The sequence below is a fragment of the Paraburkholderia sp. BGA-UO-ETr-F12 genome (assembly GCF_059567945.1).
This window is the reverse complement of the sequence record NZ_JCAQOZ010000017.1, coordinates 24,490-43,299: the sequence shown is the minus strand read 5'-3', so window position 1 is coordinate 43,299 and position 18,810 is coordinate 24,490. Positions and strand designations below refer to the sequence as shown.

The window sequence follows — 18,810 nt, the reverse complement described above, 5'->3', positions numbered from 1 at the left end:
ACGCCAGCTTCAAGACCATGCGCACCGTGCTGTTCCTCATCGCCGGAAAGCTCGACTTCTCAGCACTCAATCCGCATGCGTCGTGAGCCGCATTACCCACTCCATTTTTGAAAGAGCCGTTTTTTGCTGGTTCGGAGGGGGTGAGTCAATCCACGCCAAGCACGCGAGCTGGGACGCCCACCGCCGTGGCGTTAGGCGGGACATCGATCATCACAACAGCGTTCGCACCAATCTTCGCTCCGCGCCCAATAGTCACCGGGCCCAGAATGCATGCTCCCGCACCAATAAGCACATCGTCTTCAATGACGGGCGCGCCGGGACGCCCTCGCCCTCCAATCACCACATTGGGCGCAATAATGATGTTGCTACCGAGTACCGCCTGCCGATGAACGACGATGCCGAGCCCCTGATAGCCGAATACCACATTGCGCCCAACCGTTACCGATGGTGGCAGGGACACCGAGAAGACAACACGGTTAAGCACCTTCAAGCCCCAAGGTAGAAAGGGCACGCGCAAGCGATAAAGCAGATGTGCAAGCCGATAGATATGCAGCATGAATCTCGTCCTGTTTAAAGAAGCCGGAGCGGTTGCCCACTCATCCCCACGACCTGCTACCGCTCTACAATCAGCGCCTTACCCAACATCAGCGCGAACCTGCTATTGGTAACCAGATAGCGACGCCACATTCGGCGCGGCTCCTGCAGGACACGAAAAAACCATTCCAGTCCCACCCTTTGCATCCAACGAGGTGCGCGGCTGACTTTACCCGCCACCACATCGAACGTCCCGCCAACTCCCATTACAAAGTCGACACCGAGCGTGCCTTTCCAGCGGTTAATGAAGTTTTCCTTGGCGGGTGATGTGATCGCCACGAAAAGCATCCGCGCGCCAGACTCACGGATGCGGTCGACAACCTGTCGTTGATCTTCGCCAAAATAGCCGTGGTGATAGCCGGCAATCCGAAGTCCTGAATAACGTCTCTCGCATATCGCGGCCACCCGCGCGACAACCTCCTCCGTCGCGCCGAGCAGATATACCGGCAGTCCCAGCCTCGCCGCCTCCGCAAGTAACCTGTCAAACAGATCAACGCCTGTAACACGCTCCGGTACTGCATGGCCGAGCATCCGGGCTGCCCAGACCACCCCCATTCCATCGACGCTGATCAGGTCGCAGGAATGGACTGACTGCGCGAGTTCCTTATCGGACTGCATATGCACGAGCTTCGCCACGTTGACCGCAACATGTTGCGTGAACTGCTTCGTGACAATCCTCGTTGAAATTGCGGAAACGGTTTCATCCATTGTCGCCGAGTCCATAGGACATCCAAGTATTTCAATGCGCTTCATAAAACCACTCTCTATAGCCTCCGCGAATCAATGGTTTATCGCGGATGGGATACTCATTTCTTCGAAACCGAAACCGGCCCGAAGAACAGCGTAATTTCACTGACATCGGATGGCGACGCATTCCATCCGGCCTTGTACAACCCCATCTTGAGATATGCGTCCTGCACCCCCGGATAGGCGTTCGGCGTCCCTTGCGATGCAAACACCGAATGCCCGTCTTTCCACAATTGAGTCGATGCGTGATGACCTGAATCGTCGGCAACATAGCGCAGCGCCCAGTTGACCCACTTGCCCTGATCGGCCTCGGCGCAACACAGCCACTTCCCTGCCGAAACGGTCATTGTATTTGCGCCTCCACGTTCGGAAATTGCGTACCGATTGCCTTGCAGGCTCAGCGCGATCGTTGGGCCGCCCGTCCACTCTCCTTGATGGATCTGCGTGACAATGACCGCCTGTTTGGTGTCGAACTTGAACCCAGCAGGAATGAAGGTGCTCCATCTCAGCAAATAGTCTGAGCCTTGCGAAAAACTCACTGCTTTCGGGAAGATCAACTCCGCACGAGGGACGCCGTTGGCAATCTTCGAAAAGTCTTCGGATTTTGACAGATGAACGCGTACGGCCTTCCTTCCTGGCATCACCGGATCATCAACTACGGCTATATCGCCGACATTCGCCTGAACGCCGATGTTCGCATCAACGCCACCGCTCCATGTCGTCGAGAACAGCTTGTCGTAGGTGCTCGCCAACGCTGTCATTTTCGGATCGGTCCAGACGACACCCATTTCCTGCGCGCTAACTACGCTACATAGGATTCCAAAAATACCAATCAGACTCCATCGGTAACCGGGCATGACGTTCATAGACCTTCCTCCCCTTTTGAATCGTTCACTACCCGATAGCAGTGAACGTACTGACTCACTATCGCGCCAACCGAATAGCGGCTTAGCGCCCGGGACACAGCTGCTTCCCCCATCGCATACGCGATATCGGGGCGCTCTATCAGAAACCGGATTCTTTTCGCAAGTGCGCGCACGCTTCCGGGGCGTACCAGATAACCTGTCACCCCGTCCTCGACCAGATCCAGGAAACCTCCCACTCCGGTGCCGACGACCGGTCGCCCGATAAACATCGCCTCCAATGTCGAGATGCCAAATGCCTCGAAATGACTCGGCATGCAAAACAGGCGAGCGTCGCGATAGAACGCGAGCTTTTCATCGCCCTGCAGCCAGCCAACGAAGCGCACCTGATCGCCTATACCGTAACCAATCGCCGCACGCGCCCATCTGTCTGTGTCGCCGCTCCCCGCCAACCTCAATTGGAAGTTCAGTCCTTGACGGGTCAATAGCGCCGTCGCTCTCAACAGCTCGTCAATCCCCTTTCCTTCCGTAAATCTGCCGACAAAAGCGACGTATGGCGTGACGTCGGTACCTTGCGCGTCAGAGCTGTCACGCAGCGCCGCACCTGCCATCGCCTCGGCCTCACACGCGGTGTTTCCGATCACATAGAGGCCATGTGCCCCCCCGCGATATCCTTGAAGCTCGGCCGCAATCGCCGATGACACCGCCACCACGCCGTCAGCCCCGCGAATAAAACATGACACCGCTTTACGCGTGAATGAGCCACTATTGGTCCAGAACTTGCGGAAGTTTCCCGCATGCAGATGGAAAATCGTCTTCTTTCCAATGAGCCTGGCAAGAACGTATAAGGTGAATTTCCGGTAAAACGATCCGCGGACCGACACATGGAAGTGAACCAGGTCGACGCCGTTCAACATCGCAATCAGAAAGCGCGGAATATCGAGCAGCAGAAAGCACAACAAAGAATTCACGCTCTGGAATCCATGTGTTTCGAAGATCGCTAACACCACCGCCTCGCGCTGGAACTGGTTTCGCTGAGCACCGAGTTCTGCGAGAACCGAAGCAATGCCGCCTCGCTGCCCATGGCCCGGTCCTACGTGCAGCACCCGCAACGGCGACGCTCTATAGTGCGCGTTCGAGTCAAAGTCATTGAGCTTACGCATCGCCGGACTTTTCCCTTGAAGCGGGATGCTCGGCAGCGGCGCGCTTGACAAGCACAGCGATCATGGCCAAGTACGGGCTGATGATCGCGGACACGAGGACGTGCCCCGCCGTACACGCCGTCGCCATCAGAACGATAAAAAACCACTTGCCAAACCGCGGCATGGCGCCGCCCTCGCCACAAAGGAACGCCTTGCCCATGCTCCACAAGTAGAGGACACAAACCGGCAAGCCCATTGCCAACACCAGATCCGGTACGTCGATCTCAACGAGATAGCGCACCACCGGATAGCCCCCCGTCAGCAGCGCCACGTAGCCCTCTTTCGCCACGTCGTCCCACACGTTAGAAAACTTGACGTCACGTCCGGACAGGGCCATGGTGAGCATGCCTGCGCCGCGAGTCTGGCCATGCTGGTACATGAAATATTGCAGGCTAAGCGCAACGGCGCTCTTAACGCCCGGCACCACCAGATAGACGACAACCGCGATAGAGGCCAACGTACCGACGACACCCAACGCGCGAGCGGTCGCCTTCGGCACCCGATATCTGGCATAGAAGTACGAACAGGTCACCGCGACGGTCCCGGCCATCGCGGCTTTCGTGCCAACCAGACCCGAAGCCAACACGATACTGCCAATCAGCGCGCCATTCCATACCGACCAACCAGACTTCAGCACTCGGAGCAGACCGTAGCTCAGGCCCACTACCATCAGTGCCGACGCTTCGTTCTGCGCATACACGATACCTTTGTAGCCGGACCTTATCTGCGTGTCGGCCCAATAACTACGAAACATATCGATCGAAAACACCGCACCCGTGACAATGGACAACGCGTAGGCCAGCAGCGTGAAGCGCATGATCGGTTCGAGCTCTTCCAGTTGCTGGGCACTCATTCCCGATAGCGCCGCAAAGCACACAAAGAAAGAGAATACTTTGAGAACGAACACTATCTGTTGCGCCAACTCAGCGCTCGACATATCGCCGAACGCGTAAGTCACGGCCGCCGCCAGAATCGCAAGCACCGCCAACAGTGCAGTGCGCCAACTCGACCTCTTCAACCTGCTACCCGCCAACAATACCAACAGCAGCCCAGCAACCATGCTCCCGCGAACGAACAACGAATAACGGGCATCGCCACCTGCGGAGTCGAACCCGTGCGCGGCTCTGACCGATAGAAAATCCGCGAACGGAGATAGCGCGAGACCACCAGCGAATATGATCCACCCCAGCGTGATTGGCGCCCGTCGTGTTGATTTCTGCACGCTCACGCCACTTTGGGCGCTTCGCCGGTGTAGTGATGCTGGGTTATTCATGACGTGCTCTTCCATCCTCGCCTGGAGACGAAAGCCGGTTTAACGCGACCGCGCCCCATCGAGCAGTGGTTCGCAGAAGGCGCAGCGGCCAAAGCGTCGCGTCATGCACCCACGTACGCGAACCGATGCGCACTTTGCGCTCCGGATCGATGCTGCTGGCTAGTCGTTCAAAGTCCTCCCACACGGCATAGGGACGCAGTTCGACCACGCGAGCAGCACCGTGATCCCGATGCCACGGCCAGTCATCAAGCAGCGTGCCGATTGGACCGTCCGTGTAGGCGAGTGCCTTACGGGCCGCTTGTGCGGACATCCAGTAGCCCACCGACCCTGAAGTCCACTGTTTGAACGGAACGCCAATTCTCAGCCCCTCGACAGTCGAGACCCGCCTCAGCGGCTCGTTGAAGTACGTCCACAACGACGCCGCGCGTCGCAACTTGGATCGTCCAAGCAATACAATGTCGGCGCAGCGAGACAACTCAAGCTCATTCGCCCGGAGCACACAGGCAAAAAATGCTGGCTCCAGGATCGCATCGTCTTCGAGAACTACCGCGGCGTGTCCCGTGTCGGCAATCGTGCGCCACACTGAACGATGACTCATGAAGCACGCGACCTCAGCGGGGGTCATTGCGCGTCCGTAACGATGGCGCGCCGCTTTGTCGTCATAGGCGGTACTGAGTTCGATTTCGGTAAGCGCACGCGCATCGACCGCATCCTCGATACGGAATGCAGTGTCATGATCAGTCAATACCTTGGCGATCGCCTCGCGACGGCCCGAACGCAATAACGATATGACGTGAATAGGGACTCTGCTCTCCATCATCGATTCAACAATTGAGTAAAGTGGTTGCGCAGCAACGGCTTGCGCAAAATCATCAACACATAGATACCCAGCAGCACCACCTCGGCAACGAGAAGCGATGCCGCCGCCCCGTCGGCGCCAAAACGCGGCGTCAGGACAATTGCAAGCCCAACATTCAGCACGCCTGCAGCCAACATCATCATCGTGCGGATACGCGTATTCCCGAACGGCACAAGCACCTGCAATCCGAGGAAATAAGCCAGATTGCCGAAGATGGTTGCCAGGCTGAGCAGCTTCAGCACCGACGCCGAAGCTGCAAAACCAGTGCCCAACACTGTCGCTGCGAGTGGCGCCGAAAGATAGGCGACAGCGACCACTCCAGCAACGGTCGTTACCGCAGTGGCTGCAGTTCCGATCACCGTAAGCCGGGCAGCCGCCAAGGGGTGCCCTCTGAAAAGCGCGGCAACACGCGGGTAGCACACCGTATTAATCTGTGCCGGGACCATATTGGCCACGGTCTTCAGCTTGTCGGCCGCAATATAGATACCCACCTGATAAGGCGTCGTCGTTGACGCGAGAATGACCGCATTCGTTACGCCGAACAGGCTCACCGATGCGGACGACACAAACATGTCTGCACTTTCCCGAATGCGCCGCCAAACTGAATGTGCCGACACGCTCGGGCGGTGCAAAACGCCGAGGCGCCATGCGGCAACCAGCGAGAACAGTCCCGTCAGGACCGCCGTCAACCCCTGTATTGCCGCTGCAACTGCAACATCGCTACTGTGATGCACGAAAATGAATGTCAGCGGCAAACTGGAAAAGCGTCCGGCTAGCGCCACGGTTGAAAAAACGGAAAACCGCTCCAGCCCCTGCAGCAGCCAGTTCAATGTAAAGACATTGCCGATCACCGTCAGCCACGCTGCGAATACCACGGGGTACACCGATGCGAGCTTGCTATCAAAGTGCGCGACGACCAGCAGCGCGATGAACGAGATCGCACAAAGACAACTCTTGGCGATCATCGTCGACCAGATGAGCTCGTTAAGAACCTTCGGATGGTCACGGCATTCGACCACCGCCTTGGGGCCACTCAGAAAGAATCCCCACTCGGTCACTAGCATGCCGTAGGTTGCAACCGCCGTCGCATAGCCGAGCACGCCAAAATGCGCCACGCCAAGCACGCGCGTCAGGTACGGAAATGTTGCCAGCGGCACAATATAGTTGCCGATCTGCCACATCATCAACGCAAGGAAGTTCATGCGCATACGCGCGGCCTTCGTTGCGGACCCGGCGTGCTTCATCTGCTCGCCGCTCACGAGATATCCCGGCATTGACGCGCCAGGCAGTGCGCAAGCTTACGCATGCGCCAGCACACCACGCGTATCGATCACAACTTTGGCCTGGAAGCGCACGTGATCCACGCGCCGGAACTGTGCATGGTCGACCAGAATGACGATGATGTCAGCTTTGAGCAGCGCTTCGGTCAATTCGCAAAGCTGAGCTTTCCCTTCAAGCGCCTCCGGCAATGTTCTGACGTTCGGTTCGACCACCACTACTTGCCCAGCGAATCGCTCCGCGAGTTCGCTGGCGATATGCAACGCCGGGCTTTCGCGGAGGTCATCGATATTCGCCTTGAACGCCAGTCCAAGACACGCGATCACCGGATCCTTGAAACGCCGCGCCGCGCGTTCGACCCGGTCGATCACGTAGCCTGGCTTATCGTCGTTCACTGCTCGCGCGGTACGAATCAAGCGCGCCTGCTCCGGAGCGGAGTCCACGATGAACCATGGGTCGACGGCGATGCAATGACCACCCACACCAGGCCCCGGTTGCAGGATGCTTACGCGCGGATGTCGGTTCGCAAGGCGAATCAACTCCCAAACGTTGATATCAAGTTTGTCGCAGATGATCGACAATTCGTTTGCAAACGCAATATTCACGTCGCGAAACGAATTCTCGGTAAGTTTGCACATCTCAGCAGTGCGAGCATCGGTCAGAATGCATTCACCGCGCACGAAGCTTTGGTACAGTTCGCGCGCCAGTTCGCTGCATCGGGGTGTCATCCCACCAATCACACGATCGTTTTCAACGAGTTCGCGAATCACGTGCCCCGGCAAAACACGCTCAGGGCAATGCGCGATACGAATGTCCGAGTTTTCACCCGACTGCTGCGGAAAGCTTAGATCAGGCCGAAGTTCCGCCATCCATGCCGCCATCTGCTCGGTTGCGCCCACCGGAGAAGTCGACTCGAGCACGACCAGATCACCCTTCTTAAGCACAGGAGCGACAGCACGGCTCGCCGCCTCGATATAGCTCAGGTCCGGCCGAAATCCGTCGGCGAATGGTGTGGGCACGGCGATTAAAAACGCGTCGGCGGGTTCCGGCACTGTCGTCGCTCGCAGATAGCCTTGCGTAACTGCTGCATGAACGAGCATGTCGAGTTCCGGTTCGACAATGTGAATAGCACCCTTGTTAATAGTGTCGACTGCGTGCTGATTGACATCGACACCGATCACGCGCTTTCGGCGCACCGCGAAGGCTGCTGCAGTCGGCAAGCCAATGTAGCCAAGTCCAACTACCGAAATAGTTTCGAATTCCATTTTGATCAATCTGTAGAGTTATCTGTTTGCCGTTACGCCGCAAGGGTCGCCGCCGGGGGATTTGCCGTAAGTGCGCGGGCGATGCGCTCGCAAGCGTTGCCATCGCCGTACGGATTGCTGCCGCGGCTCATTGCGTCATACATCCTGGAGTCAGAAAGTAGTTGCGACGCGCCGTCAAAAATCTTCTGTGCATCGGTTCCGACAAGCTTCACCACGCCGGCATCCACTGCCTCTTGCCGTTCGGTCGTATCGCGCATCACGAGCACCGGTTTGCCAAGCGATGGCGCCTCTTCCTGAACGCCACCAGAATCGGTCAGGATCAGAAACGCGCGATCCATCAGGTGAACAAAAGGTAGATAGTCAAGCGGCTCAATAAGATGAACGTTCGGAATATTTGAAAGAAGGCGGTTCACAGGCTCGCGTACGCTTGGATTGAGATGCATTGGGTACACGATGTCCGCGTCTGGATGCGCACGTGCCAGTTGCGCAAGCGCCGAGCAGATACGTTCGAATCCGTCGCCGAAACTTTCCCGGCGATGTCCCGTGACGAGAACGATGCGCCGATCCGCCTCGAGTTTCGGTAAGTGACGCTCCGCCGAAACGCGCAACTGCGGATCGTTCGCAAGCAACTCACGTACGTGCAACAGTGCGTCGATCACCGTATTGCCTGTCACTACGATCCGATCGTCAGGCACGTTTTCAGCAAGCAGGTTCTGACGCGCACGCTCTGTGGGTGCAAAATGTGTTGCCGCCAGCACCCCGGTCAGTTTGCGGTTCGCCTCCTCGGGCCACGGCGACAGGAGATTTCCGGTCCGCAGACCAGCTTCGACGTGCCCAACCGGAATGCGTTGGTAGAACGAAGCCAAACTTGCCGCCATCGTCGTCGTCGTGTCGCCGTGCACGAGAACGAGGTCCGGCCTGCAATCGGTCAGCACATCTCGCATGCCGAGCATGATCGAGGTCGTCACGTCATAAAGGTCCTGGCCTCGCTTCATCACGTTCAGGTCGAAATGAGGACGTATCCGAAATAGGGACAACACCTGGTCGAGCATTTCCCGATGCTGACCCGTCACGCAAACGAAACAGTCAATCCCCTTCGTATTCTTGAGCCGCCTCACAAGCGGCGCCATCTTTATGGCTTCCGGACGGGTTCCGAACGTAAGCAGTATCCGGCTGTTCATAGCGGCCACCACGTACTGAGCGTGTAAGTTTCACAGGTATGCATTGCATTAATGCCGCATGCCGGCGCCCAGCACCCGGTTTGATTTTCGGAGTTCATGATTCAGCCTTCTTTGCTTCGTATTCCGAGAATGCACCGTAGCTGCTGGCGCGTTGCGGCACATCAGTTAGCAGGATGCCGTTCACCGCTACGCCGGCGCTATTCAACTGACGCGTCGTTTCACCTAGTTCCGCTGCGGAATGACGGCCATGGCGCATGACGAGCAATGTCGCACCGGCATGTTTTCCGATCAGGACAGGATCGGTGACGGCCAGAACCGGCGGCGAGTCCACGATGACCACGTCGTATTCCTTGCCGAACTGCGCCAATACCTGGGCAAAGCGCTCGCTAATCAACAACTCAGCCGGACTCGACGGAACGGTGCCGCTCATGAGTACGTCGAGTTTGGGCAGAACCTCGCGATGAATCGCCTTTTCGGGAGCAATACCGCTAATTACGTCTGATAGCCCCGGCTTGCGCGGCAATTCAAAATAGGTGTGAACGTTGCCGCGACGCATGTCCGCATCAACAAGCAATACCCGCTTCCCTGTGGCCGCGAGCACCGTCGCGAGATTCACGGAGAGGAACGACTTGCCGACACCGGGCCGCGGCCCGGTGAGCATCACGATATTGTTGTCGGGCTTCAGAATGCCGAACTGCAACGCCGTACGCAGGCTCCTGATACCCTCCACGGCGATATCTTCGGGGAAGGCCGCGGCCAGCACGCGGGGACCCAACGCGTCTCTGCGAGGCGACTGTTGCAACTTCATTTGACGCTCGCTACGCGATATGATTGCGTACACCGGCACGTCAACCGCGCGTTCGATTTCCGCCGGGCTCTCAAGACCGCGATTGAGTACGCGTCGTACGAATGCAATCGTGCATCCGAGTAACAGACCGAAGATGGTCGACAAGGCAACGACAAGCAGCTTCTTGGGTTTGACTGGCTTTTCTGCAACGACGGCGTAATCGACCGTACGCACGTTGCCCAACTGGCCCGCCTTCAAAATTCGCAATTGCTGCGTGCTGTCGAGAAGTTTTGTGTACAGGTCCGTATTCACCTGCACGTCGCGCATCAACCGCAGCGCCTGCTGTTGAATGTCGGGCATAGCTCCGACTTTGCGATCGAACGCATTCTGCTGCTGCTGAAGCTCGCCGATTTGCGCATCAATCGCCGCAACGGACGGGTGCGCAGCAGTAAAGCGCTGAACAAGCTGTGAGCGCTGCTGTTGCAGGTCGATCAATTTCGCCTTGCTATCGACGATCGATTGCAATAAAAGCTTGCCCTCCGCCTCCAGGTCGACGGTACCGTGTTGCGCCCGGAACGAGTTGTAACGCTGCTCGGCCTTGTCGAGATCTCCTCTCAACTGTGGAAGCTGCTCACCGAGAAAGCTGAGCATCTGCTCGGCCTGTGCCGACTTCCGGTCTACATTGCGCTGCACGTAGATATGCGCGATGGCGTTCACCGTCGCTGTAGTTTGAGCGGCATCTGTTCCATCAAGTGCGACTGAGATGATGCCGGACTGCTTGACCTTTTCCTTGATGTCGAGCGCCTTGCGTAGATCATCAATCGTGAGCTGGGTCGACGACCGGGTGACGTCGAACGTCGTACCAGCGTGGGCGACCATCCTGGCCACGGTCAACTCTATGGGCCCATACTCAGTCGTGCCACGTTCAGGATTTCCGACACGGCCGTGAAGTACCGTGTTGCCTTTCGGGTCGCGAAGCTCAAAGCGCTCATTCGCCTCAGCGATGATCGTAAAGGTCCTGTCGTACTGCACGCGCGGCACGTCGAATTGCGTCATGTCGAGCCTTTCGCCACCCCACGCAAAATGACGCAGCCCCATTATCGGGTCGGCGAGCCCATCCCCCGAAGCACGCCTTGCAATTAGTGCTCCGATCACCGGGAAATAGCGTGGCTCGACACCGATATCGAGGTGTAGGCGGCTCACGGCTTCGCTGGCGACCATCCGTGAACGGATCAGTTCGATCTCCGCGTCTGCCGTCGCTTTGTTCTGGAAAAGCGAGGCAAGATCACCCAGCTTGTCATTGATGTTGCCAGCACCAGAGTCGTCGTCCACCTGAATCATGGCGTCGGCTCTATAGACGGGCGTTTCAAAGAATGCGTACGCTACGCCGAGAATCAGCATCCCGGCCGTAACAAGCGCGATCAAAAGCCGATTCTCGCGAATAACCGCAATGATTTCGGAAAGGTCGATTTCGTCGTCGGCCGACGCATCGGCCGCACGACTTTGTTTAAGCAGATTCATGATTCAGTGAGCCAACCTTGCAATAACGTCGCGCCAGTTCGAAATACCGTGTTCGATCTGTGCAAATGCCAGGTCAAATGCGGCGCGATGCCGCCGATAGGGATCGACGATGTCAATCTGATCGTGTTCGCCCAAGCGAAAGACCTTTCCTCTTGCGAACGGATAAGTAGTCACAATCAACTCGCGCTGCACCTGAGTCATGCTCAGGATCAGTTCGGCGGCACAAACATCCTCGCGCGTCAGAGCGGTTGCCACATGATCACTGATATCCAGACCCTGCTCGCTCGCAAGCTGCATAGCTAGCGGATCAGCGCGCTCGCCAACCAACGCCCTGGTGCCTGCCGAACTCACGACGAGCTGCGGCAGCTCCCTCTGAAGCATCACTCGCGCGACCGGGCTCCGGCACACATTGCCCTCGCAAACCATCAGAACGCTGCCGATCATTTCGCCACCACGCCTGCGGTCAGTCCCGCGTTGACAAGCGGCATCAACAAACTCAGCACACGATTGAAGCGAACGAGGCCGCTGCCATCCACATACACGACATCCTTCGGCTCCAGGTCGAATTCCTTGGCGATCAACATTGCAACCGGCGAACTGCCGTCGAGGTGAAAGACCTGCGGTGCCTCGGTGAGCGAACCGCGAATCACAAACATCTGCGCGGCGTCAGCGGTGCTCGAGTTCACGCTTCCCGCCTGCGAAAGCGCATCCGCCAGCGTGATACGCCCGGTTCTGCGCGGAATGGCTGAAACGGGTTTGTTCACTTCGCCCATCACGTACACCGTGTTTTCGTCACGCGACACCACACGCAACATGTCGCCGGACTTCAGATACAACCGCGATGGGCTCATCCCCTGGGCAATCATCTGGGTCAGATTCACTCGATGCGAGACACCGTCACGCACCAGTACGACGTCACTCTGATCGGCCGTATCGCTGAACCCACCAGCCCTGCTGATCGCTTCGTAGAAAGTCATTGGCACGTCATTCACAGCCAGAACGCCGGGGTTATGCACCTCGCCATCGACATAAACCTGATGTGCCCGATACGACGCCATTCGCACCGTCACCTGCGGCTTGACGAGATACTTCGCCAGTGCGGCCGTCACACGCTGCTGAATCTCTTCGATATGCAAACCCGCTACCTGTAGCGTGCCCGCGTAAGGAAAGGTCAACTTACCGCCCTGGTCGACGACAAAACCGGCCATCGGGTCGGCCGGACGCGGCGACGACTGCGTCTGTGCCGAGCCTAGCGCCGCGGCAAACTCAGGGTGATCCCAGACGACGATCTGAAGCACGTCACCCGGGCCGACTGTATAAGCCTGGGGCGCCCCGGAAAGGAGTTGCGCCTGCTCCAGCTGCTTCTGCTTTTGCTCTTCGGACATGCGCTTGACCAGTGCAATATCGAGTTCCGTCAGCGGAATCTCCGGCGTACCCGCCGTGGCATCCACCTTCCCGCGCGCCTTGCTCAAATCCTCTTGCGCTGCGGGATCAGATGCTTTCGTGGCCCCCGCGGTATCGTTCGCAACCATGGCGCCAGCGGCCACGCCTGGCGCGTTCGCCGGATAAGCAAAGTCCGCTGTCGTCGTCTGCACCTGGCTTGACGAAGTCTTCATACGCATGCCAGGCGCCGCCGCGCAAGCGGACAGCAGCAGAGTCGCCGCAACTGTCAAAGATCCAAGACGACCGATCGTCTGCGTAGGGGTCACCACTAACATCCTGTTCAACCTGTTTCCTAAACGAGTCGCGCCACGCGCACCGCTCGTGTCGTCACGAGCCACTAGGCCATCCCAACTCAAATTCCATTTGTGTTCATGCCATGCGCGCCGGCCAAGCCTTGCCGAACTTCGCGCGCACTGACGCTCTCTGCCTGATACGAATACGCCGCACGTCAGTACGCGTTTCGATGCACCAGTCCCTTCACCACCGTGGCAACAACGATGCGCATATCCAGCCCGAACGACCAGTTGCGCAAGTAATAAAGATCGCGCTCGACCCGCCCCTGCATCTTCTCGATCCGATCGGTCTCGCCTCGAAACCCGTTCACCTGCGCCCAGCCCGTGATGCCAGGTTTGATGCGGTAGCGGTGGATATAGCCGTCAACCAGACTGCGGTACTGATCGTCATGCTCGAGTGCATGCGGACGCGGCCCCACCACCGACATCTCGCCACGCAAGACATTGAGAAACTGAGGCAACTCGTCAAGGCTCGTGCGGCGCAGAAACGCGCCCACCCGCGTGATGCGCGGATCTCCGCGCGTGGCCTGGCGCACCACACCGGCTTGCTCTGCGTGCACGCGCATCGTGCGGAACTTGAAGATGCGAAAGACCTCGCCGTCCACGCCCTTGCGCCGTTGGGTAAAGAACACCGGCCCTTTCGACGACAGCTTGATAGCCGCCGCAATCGCGAGCATGAGCGGCGACAGCGCGAGCAATGCCGCGGCCGCAAACAGCCGGTCGAAGATCGCTTTCTGGAGCAACGCGCGCGGTGTCATCGGCGAGGCCATCAGATTGACGGCCGGAGCGCCGATCAGATCGACGAGGTGTCCATCGAACATCGCGAGACTGCGTACGTCGGGGATGAACCGCAGATTGACGAGGTCGCCGCTGAATTCATCGATGAGCCGTAATACCATTTGCTCTTCGGACATCGGCAACGCGATCCATACTTCTTCGATTCGTTCGCTTCGCACCCAGTGTGCAAATTCACGCACACGCTTGAATGAGCGCAAACCCGGAAAGTCAGGCTCGCTGTGCGGCTGCGTGTTTAAGGTGGCAACCGCCTTGAAGCCAGCGCTCGGCGAACTCACGATGTTGCCTATCACGCTATCGCGATGCGCCCCCGCGCCCACCACGGCCACCATGCGCAGATTGCGTCCCGCGCGTCGCATCCGGCCGAGCACGGTATGCACGAGCAAGCGCGATGCGACGAGTCCGCCCGCGGTCATCAGGGTCCAACTCACACACCAGAGCCGCGACACCGACGCCGTGCGGTGAAGCAGGAACATGATCGCGAGACCGCAAAGCTGCACCGCAATCCAGCCGAACACGATGTTGACGACAAGACGCCATTTCGAGCGACCGCGCCACGAGTCGTAAGTGCCGAACAGGGGCAACAGCAAAATCGCCAATGCCATGTCAAGCACCACAAAGGCGCCTTCGAGAATCGGATGTGCGACGCCGGTCACCAACAGGAGCGAAGCAAGCGCCGCGCCGAGTGCGATCAACATCACATCGAGCAGACGCGCGAGTACGTTTTCGATGTACGCAAAATCCTCGCGAGCGGCGTGACGACTCATCGTGAGCATGGCGCTTAACCTGTCGTTCGGCCGCGCCGCAGTGCCGTACACTCGCCGCCATGCCATCCGCACACCAGCGGCACACACAAAAACACCTTCGAATTCTGCAAATCAATCTTCGACTTCACGGCATCGCTTCCAGGAATCAGTTCGCAATGCCATTCATCTGCATCACTTTTCAACGAAGCCGCATTCTCCTCTCAACGACATCCTGATCGATTGCGAAATTTCCCATTTCTGCCCGGTATCAATCAGACGAACTACGCCAATTTCTGACTGGTTCCGAGATACCCTCAGCGCCTCCTCACTCCTCTCTTCCATAACCAATCCCTAATACATCGGCGGAGAAACTTTAACTATCTGCAATTGCGTGGGAGACTTATGCTCGATCAATGACCCGCCGCCGCGGCAAGACCACATGCGGCGGCGGGCAAGCGACTTCTCATAGTCACAGGGGCGGCATCATGAAGATTTGCGTCTTCGGAGCAGGAGCGATTGGCGGTTTGATGGGCGTGCAACTGGCGCGCGCCGGCGCGGAGGTGAGTTTCGTCGCACGCGGCGCGCATCTGGCGGCGATGCGCGAACACGGCGCGAGGTTGATCATGGACGGTGAAACGTACAGCGCGCCGGTACGCTGTACGTCGGACCCGCGCGAACTCGGCGTGCAGGACTTCGTCATCATCACGTTGAAGGCACACTCGCTGCCGGGCGTGGTCGAGACCATGCAACCGCTGCTCGGCAAGCACACGGCGATCGTCACGGGCGTCAACGGCATTCCTTACTGGTACTTCTATCAGCACGGCGGAAAATTCGCCGGCACGCGCCTCGCCAGCATCGACCCGGACGGCAGCCAGTGGACGAGACTCGGTCCGGAACGCGCGATTGGCTGTGTGCTGTACCCCGCTGCGGAGATCGTCGAACCGGGTGTCATCAAGCACGTGTACGGCAAGAAATTCCCGATCGGCGAACCGAGCGGCGAACGCACGCCACGCATTCAGCAGTTGCACGAGATCATGCAGGCAGCGGGTTTCGATGCGCCGATCCGCGACAATATCCGCGACGAAATCTGGCTCAAGCTATGGGGCAATCTGTGCTTCAACCCGATCAGCGCGTTGACTCACGCCACACTCGACGTCCTCACCAGCGACCCCGGCACGCGTGCGGTATCACGCACAATGATGCTGGAGGCCAAGCGCATTGCGGATCAGTTCGGCGTGCATTTTCGGGTGGATGTGGAAAAGCGCATCGACGGCGCGGGTGCGGTCGGCGCGCATAAAACCTCGACGCTGGTCGATCTGGAGAACCGCCGGCCGATGGAAATCGATCCGCTCCTGACGGTAGTTCAGGAAATGGGCCGTCTCGTTGCCGAGCCCACACCGACCATCGACGTCGTGCTCGCCCTGATCAAACTGCGCGAACGGATGGCATTGCAGGGCAACTGAACTTCAGTTCACGCAGCCTGCCCACCTCTCGAGGCAGGCGGCAGCGGCAGGCCCCAGACAAGGATCGAACGCCAGGCGTTCGATCCTTTATTTACGCTGCTATTGATCGATCGCCAGCCACACTGCCTTCGGTTCGGTGAAGTTTTCGATCGCGACGTCGCCGTGCTCGCGGCCGAATCCTGAATCACCCGAACCGCCCCAGGGCAAACGCACGTCGGTGTAACCGTAAGTATTGATCCACACGGTGCCAGCCTTCAGGTCGCGCGCCACGCGATGCACCCGGCCTATATCCGCGCTCCATACGCCGGCCGCGAGGCTATACAAGGTGCCATTGGCAATCCGCAACGCATCGGCTTCGTCGTTGAAACGAATCACGCTTGCCACCGGCCCGAAGATCTCCTCCTGCGAAATGCGCATTTCATGTTCGACATTGGCGAATACCGTCGGCTCGACGAAAAAGCCCCGTTCGCCCACCCGCGCGCCGCCCGTCACGAGCGACGCCCCTTCGGCACGCCCTGCCTCGACATAGCCAAGTACGGTCTTCATCTGCGCAGCGGAGATCAGCGGCCCCATCGACGTTTCGCGCGCCGCCGGATCGCCGACCTTGATTGCCTTCGCACGCGCCGCAAGACGCTCGACAACTTCGTCATACACATCGCGGTGGGCCAGAATGCGCGAGCCGGCGGAACATACCTGCCCCGTGTTGAAGAAAATACCGGACGCCGCAGCGCGCACCGCATTGTCGAGATTCGCATCAGGAAAGATCAGGTTCGCCGATTTGCCGCCGAGCTCCAGCGTGACACGCTTGAAATTGCCGGCCGCGCCCTGCAGAATGCCGCGCCCCACTGAAGGCGAGCCCGTGAAAGTCACTTTGTCGACGCCCGGATGCGCCACCAGCGCATCGCCGACCACCCGTCCCTTGCCGGTGACGATGTTCAATACGCCCGGCGGCACGCCTGCCTCAAGCGCCAGTTCGCCGATGCGCAAGGCGCTCAGCGGCGTGATCTCCGCGGGTTTGACGATTAGCGTGCAGCCGCATGCCAACGCGGGCGCGATTTTCCACATCCCGATCATCAGCGGGAAATTCCACGGCACGATCGCCGCGACCACACCGACCGGCTCGCGCAGCGTGTACGTCAAGGCGTCTGGACGCACCGGCACCACCTGCCCGTTGATCTTGTCACACCAGCCTGCGTAGTATTCGAGCGTATCGATCGCGGCGGGAATATCCTGACGCATCACCGCCGAGATCGGCTTGCCCGCGTCGAGGCTTTCCAGCGCGGCGAGTTCCTCCTGATTCGCGCGCATCAGACCGGCGAGACGCATCAGGATGCGGCCTCGTTCCGCTGCCCGTATCGCATTCCAAACTTTCAACGCGGCGCGCGCCGCGTGTACCGCGGTATCGACATCGGCGGCACTGCCTTGCGCAACCAGTGCAATCGGTTCTTCGGTCGCCGGGTTGATATCGATGGAATATTCGCCCGTGCCGGGCGGCAAACGCTTGCCGTCGATCAGCAGATCATGGCGCCTGAGGTCGGTTTCAGTTTCCATCATGAAGCTCCTTGTGTGGAATGTCGCGTGGGCTGACCAGCAGCGGATCGGTCAGGGCAGCGAACTGCGCCCACGCCGCCGCGGCGTTGGGTCTGAGGGAGCGGTTGCGGCGATGCACGAGCAGCGTCGTCAGATTCATCTCGGGAACCAGCGGTCTGCTCACCAGTGACGCAGCGGGTACGGGCCAATGTCCACCGACAGGTAACACGCCGATGCCGATCCCGAGCTCGACCATGCGCGACACCGCCGCGACGTGTCCGAGCTCCTGGACCGGCCGTCGCTTCAGGCCGTGCGTAGTGAAAGCGAGTTCGAGCGCCGTGCGCACCCCCGCGTCGGCATTGAGCGTGACGAGCGCGTACTCCTGCAAGGCGCGCCACGGAACAACGGTTTGTCGCGCCAACGGATGCCCGGGCGGCATCACCACGTGCAGCTGCGTGTCGAAAACCATTTGAGCATGCAACTGATCGGAACTCAGGGGCTCCACGACCGAGACTACGCCGAAGTCCACTTCGCCCTGCTCGACGCTCGCCAGCACAGCGCCTTGCGCCAAGTCCTTGACCGATACGATCAGCTCCGGAAAGGCCAAGGCGCAACGGGCCAGCCCCTGAGCCACCCAACTCGACGACAGCACGGGATTGCTCGCCAGCACCACCACGCCGGTGTGTCCGTCGTAAGCGGCGCGCTCCTCGCGCAAGGTCAGTTCGATTTCATCGAGCAGGCGACCGATTCTGCGTTCGAGACTCGCGCCCGCATGCGTCAGTTCCACCTGGCGTGTGGTCCGATCGAACAGTTTCAATTCGACCGCGTCCTCGAGTTCGCGCACACAACGACTCACCGCCGACTGTGTCAGATCGAACTGGCGCGCCGCGCGCGTGAAGCTCCGTTCACGCGCCACGGCGACGAACACCTTGAGTTGCTGCAGCGACACATTCATGAGGTTACCGCCGGG

At 59.1% G+C, this 18,810-nt stretch carries 16 protein-coding genes; 1 reads left to right on the top strand and 15 read right to left on the bottom strand.

Features of this window, described 5'->3' with window-relative positions; translation table 11 throughout:
- Positions 1–145: 145 nt before the first annotated feature.
- From AC57B6_RS06935 to AC57B6_RS06875, 13 genes are all read right to left on the bottom strand, one after another.
- Positions 146–556 (bottom strand): serine O-acetyltransferase, encoded by a 411-nt coding sequence (locus AC57B6_RS06935; protein WP_025648112.1) that lies wholly within the window; start codon positions 554–556, stop codon positions 146–148.
- 56 nt (positions 557–612) lie between these two features.
- Complete coding sequence (locus AC57B6_RS06930; protein ID WP_496420914.1) at positions 613–1,347, bottom strand: WecB/TagA/CpsF family glycosyltransferase; 735 nt, start codon at positions 1,345–1,347, stop codon at positions 613–615.
- A gap of 53 nt (positions 1,348–1,400) precedes the next feature.
- Positions 1,401–2,207, bottom strand: a complete 807-nt coding sequence (locus tag AC57B6_RS06925) for a heparin lyase I family protein (RefSeq protein WP_025648115.1) — start codon at positions 2,205–2,207, stop codon at positions 1,401–1,403.
- Positions 2,204–3,367: a glycosyltransferase family 4 protein gene (locus AC57B6_RS06920; protein ID WP_496420913.1), complete on the bottom strand. Its 1,164-nt coding sequence runs from the start codon at positions 3,365–3,367 to the stop codon at positions 2,204–2,206. The genes AC57B6_RS06925 and AC57B6_RS06920 overlap by 4 nt, the downstream gene beginning before the upstream one ends.
- Positions 3,360–4,679, bottom strand: coding sequence for a hypothetical protein (locus AC57B6_RS06915; RefSeq protein ID WP_496420912.1), 1,320 nt, complete (start codon positions 4,677–4,679; stop codon positions 3,360–3,362). Before AC57B6_RS06915 ends, AC57B6_RS06920 begins: the two co-directional genes overlap by 8 nt.
- The gene (locus AC57B6_RS06910) at positions 4,672–5,499 is read right to left on the bottom strand and encodes a glycosyltransferase family 25 protein (RefSeq protein ID WP_496420911.1); all 828 of its coding nucleotides are present in this window, start codon (positions 5,497–5,499) and stop codon (positions 4,672–4,674) included. Before AC57B6_RS06910 ends, AC57B6_RS06915 begins: the two co-directional genes overlap by 8 nt.
- A complete protein-coding gene (locus tag AC57B6_RS06905) occupies positions 5,496–6,812 on the bottom strand; it encodes a flippase (RefSeq protein WP_496420910.1) in 1,317 nt (438 codons plus the stop codon). The genes AC57B6_RS06910 and AC57B6_RS06905 overlap by 4 nt, the downstream gene beginning before the upstream one ends.
- 24 nt (positions 6,813–6,836) lie before the next feature.
- Entirely contained in the window at positions 6,837–8,081 is a 1,245-nt protein-coding gene (gene wecC / locus AC57B6_RS06900; protein WP_028193838.1) for a UDP-N-acetyl-D-mannosamine dehydrogenase, read from the bottom strand.
- A 32-nt stretch (positions 8,082–8,113) separates the two neighbouring features.
- Positions 8,114–9,262 (bottom strand): non-hydrolyzing UDP-N-acetylglucosamine 2-epimerase, encoded by a 1,149-nt coding sequence (gene wecB, locus AC57B6_RS06895; protein WP_025647937.1) that lies wholly within the window; start codon positions 9,260–9,262, stop codon positions 8,114–8,116.
- A 94-nt stretch (positions 9,263–9,356) separates the two neighbouring features.
- Positions 9,357–11,570 carry a polysaccharide biosynthesis tyrosine autokinase gene (locus tag AC57B6_RS06890; protein ID WP_496420909.1) on the bottom strand — a complete coding sequence of 738 codons (2,214 nt, stop codon included), beginning with the start codon at positions 11,568–11,570 and terminating at the stop codon, positions 9,357–9,359.
- Positions 11,571–11,573: 3 nt separating this feature from the next.
- Complete coding sequence (locus tag AC57B6_RS06885; RefSeq protein WP_025647939.1) at positions 11,574–12,014, bottom strand: low molecular weight protein-tyrosine-phosphatase; 441 nt, start codon at positions 12,012–12,014, stop codon at positions 11,574–11,576.
- On the bottom strand, positions 12,011–13,288 hold the full coding sequence (locus tag AC57B6_RS06880) for a polysaccharide biosynthesis/export family protein (RefSeq protein WP_496420915.1): 1,278 nt from the start codon (positions 13,286–13,288) through the stop codon (positions 12,011–12,013). Before AC57B6_RS06880 ends, AC57B6_RS06885 begins: the two co-directional genes overlap by 4 nt.
- 173 nt (positions 13,289–13,461) lie before the next feature.
- Positions 13,462–14,877 (bottom strand): undecaprenyl-phosphate glucose phosphotransferase, encoded by a 1,416-nt coding sequence (locus tag AC57B6_RS06875; protein ID WP_496420908.1) that lies wholly within the window; start codon positions 14,875–14,877, stop codon positions 13,462–13,464.
- A 455-nt stretch (positions 14,878–15,332) separates the two neighbouring features.
- Here AC57B6_RS06875 and AC57B6_RS06870 point away from each other — a divergent pair, with 455 nt between their 5' ends.
- Positions 15,333–16,310, top strand: coding sequence for a 2-dehydropantoate 2-reductase (locus tag AC57B6_RS06870; protein WP_030098864.1), 978 nt, complete (start codon positions 15,333–15,335; stop codon positions 16,308–16,310).
- 99 nt (positions 16,311–16,409) lie between these two features.
- Here AC57B6_RS06870 and AC57B6_RS06865 read toward each other — a convergent pair whose 3' ends face one another.
- Together AC57B6_RS06865 and AC57B6_RS06860 are read right to left on the bottom strand one after the other, a co-directional pair.
- Positions 16,410–17,861: an aldehyde dehydrogenase family protein gene (locus AC57B6_RS06865; RefSeq protein ID WP_025647946.1), complete on the bottom strand. Its 1,452-nt coding sequence runs from the start codon at positions 17,859–17,861 to the stop codon at positions 16,410–16,412.
- The gene (locus tag AC57B6_RS06860; protein ID WP_144194880.1) at positions 17,851–18,795 is read right to left on the bottom strand and encodes a LysR family transcriptional regulator; all 945 of its coding nucleotides are present in this window, start codon (positions 18,793–18,795) and stop codon (positions 17,851–17,853) included. The genes AC57B6_RS06865 and AC57B6_RS06860 overlap by 11 nt, the downstream gene beginning before the upstream one ends.
- Between the last annotated feature and the right edge of the window lie 15 nt (positions 18,796–18,810).

What these genes read in the sequence shown, in the direction of transcription:
- AC57B6_RS06935 (WP_025648112.1), bottom strand. Translation starts at nt 556, where the DNA reads ATGCTGCATATCTATCGGCTTGCACATCTGCTTTATCGCTTGCGCGTG.
- AC57B6_RS06930 (WP_496420914.1), bottom strand. Translation starts at nt 1,347, where the DNA reads ATGAAGCGCATTGAAATACTTGGATGTCCTATGGACTCGGCGACAATG.
- AC57B6_RS06925 (WP_025648115.1), bottom strand. Translation starts at nt 2,207, where the DNA reads ATGAACGTCATGCCCGGTTACCGATGGAGTCTGATTGGTATTTTTGGA.
- AC57B6_RS06920 (WP_496420913.1), bottom strand. Translation starts at nt 3,367, where the DNA reads ATGCGTAAGCTCAATGACTTTGACTCGAACGCGCACTATAGAGCGTCG.
- AC57B6_RS06915 (WP_496420912.1), bottom strand. Translation starts at nt 4,679, where the DNA reads ATGAATAACCCAGCATCACTACACCGGCGAAGCGCCCAAAGTGGCGTG.
- AC57B6_RS06910 (WP_496420911.1), bottom strand. Translation starts at nt 5,499, where the DNA reads ATGATGGAGAGCAGAGTCCCTATTCACGTCATATCGTTATTGCGTTCG.
- AC57B6_RS06905 (WP_496420910.1), bottom strand. Translation starts at nt 6,812, where the DNA reads ATGCCGGGATATCTCGTGAGCGGCGAGCAGATGAAGCACGCCGGGTCC.
- wecC (WP_028193838.1), bottom strand. Translation starts at nt 8,081, where the DNA reads ATGGAATTCGAAACTATTTCGGTAGTTGGACTTGGCTACATTGGCTTG.
- wecB (WP_025647937.1), bottom strand. Translation starts at nt 9,262, where the DNA reads ATGAACAGCCGGATACTGCTTACGTTCGGAACCCGTCCGGAAGCCATA.
- AC57B6_RS06890 (WP_496420909.1), bottom strand. Translation starts at nt 11,570, where the DNA reads ATGAATCTGCTTAAACAAAGTCGTGCGGCCGATGCGTCGGCCGACGAC.
- AC57B6_RS06885 (WP_025647939.1), bottom strand. Translation starts at nt 12,014, where the DNA reads ATGATCGGCAGCGTTCTGATGGTTTGCGAGGGCAATGTGTGCCGGAGC.
- AC57B6_RS06880 (WP_496420915.1), bottom strand. Translation starts at nt 13,288, where the DNA reads ATGTTAGTGGTGACCCCTACGCAGACGATCGGTCGTCTTGGATCTTTG.
- AC57B6_RS06875 (WP_496420908.1), bottom strand. Translation starts at nt 14,877, where the DNA reads ATGCTCACGATGAGTCGTCACGCCGCTCGCGAGGATTTTGCGTACATC.
- AC57B6_RS06870 (WP_030098864.1), top strand. Translation starts at nt 15,333, where the DNA reads ATGAAGATTTGCGTCTTCGGAGCAGGAGCGATTGGCGGTTTGATGGGC.
- AC57B6_RS06865 (WP_025647946.1), bottom strand. Translation starts at nt 17,861, where the DNA reads ATGGAAACTGAAACCGACCTCAGGCGCCATGATCTGCTGATCGACGGC.
- AC57B6_RS06860 (WP_144194880.1), bottom strand. Translation starts at nt 18,795, where the DNA reads ATGAATGTGTCGCTGCAGCAACTCAAGGTGTTCGTCGCCGTGGCGCGT.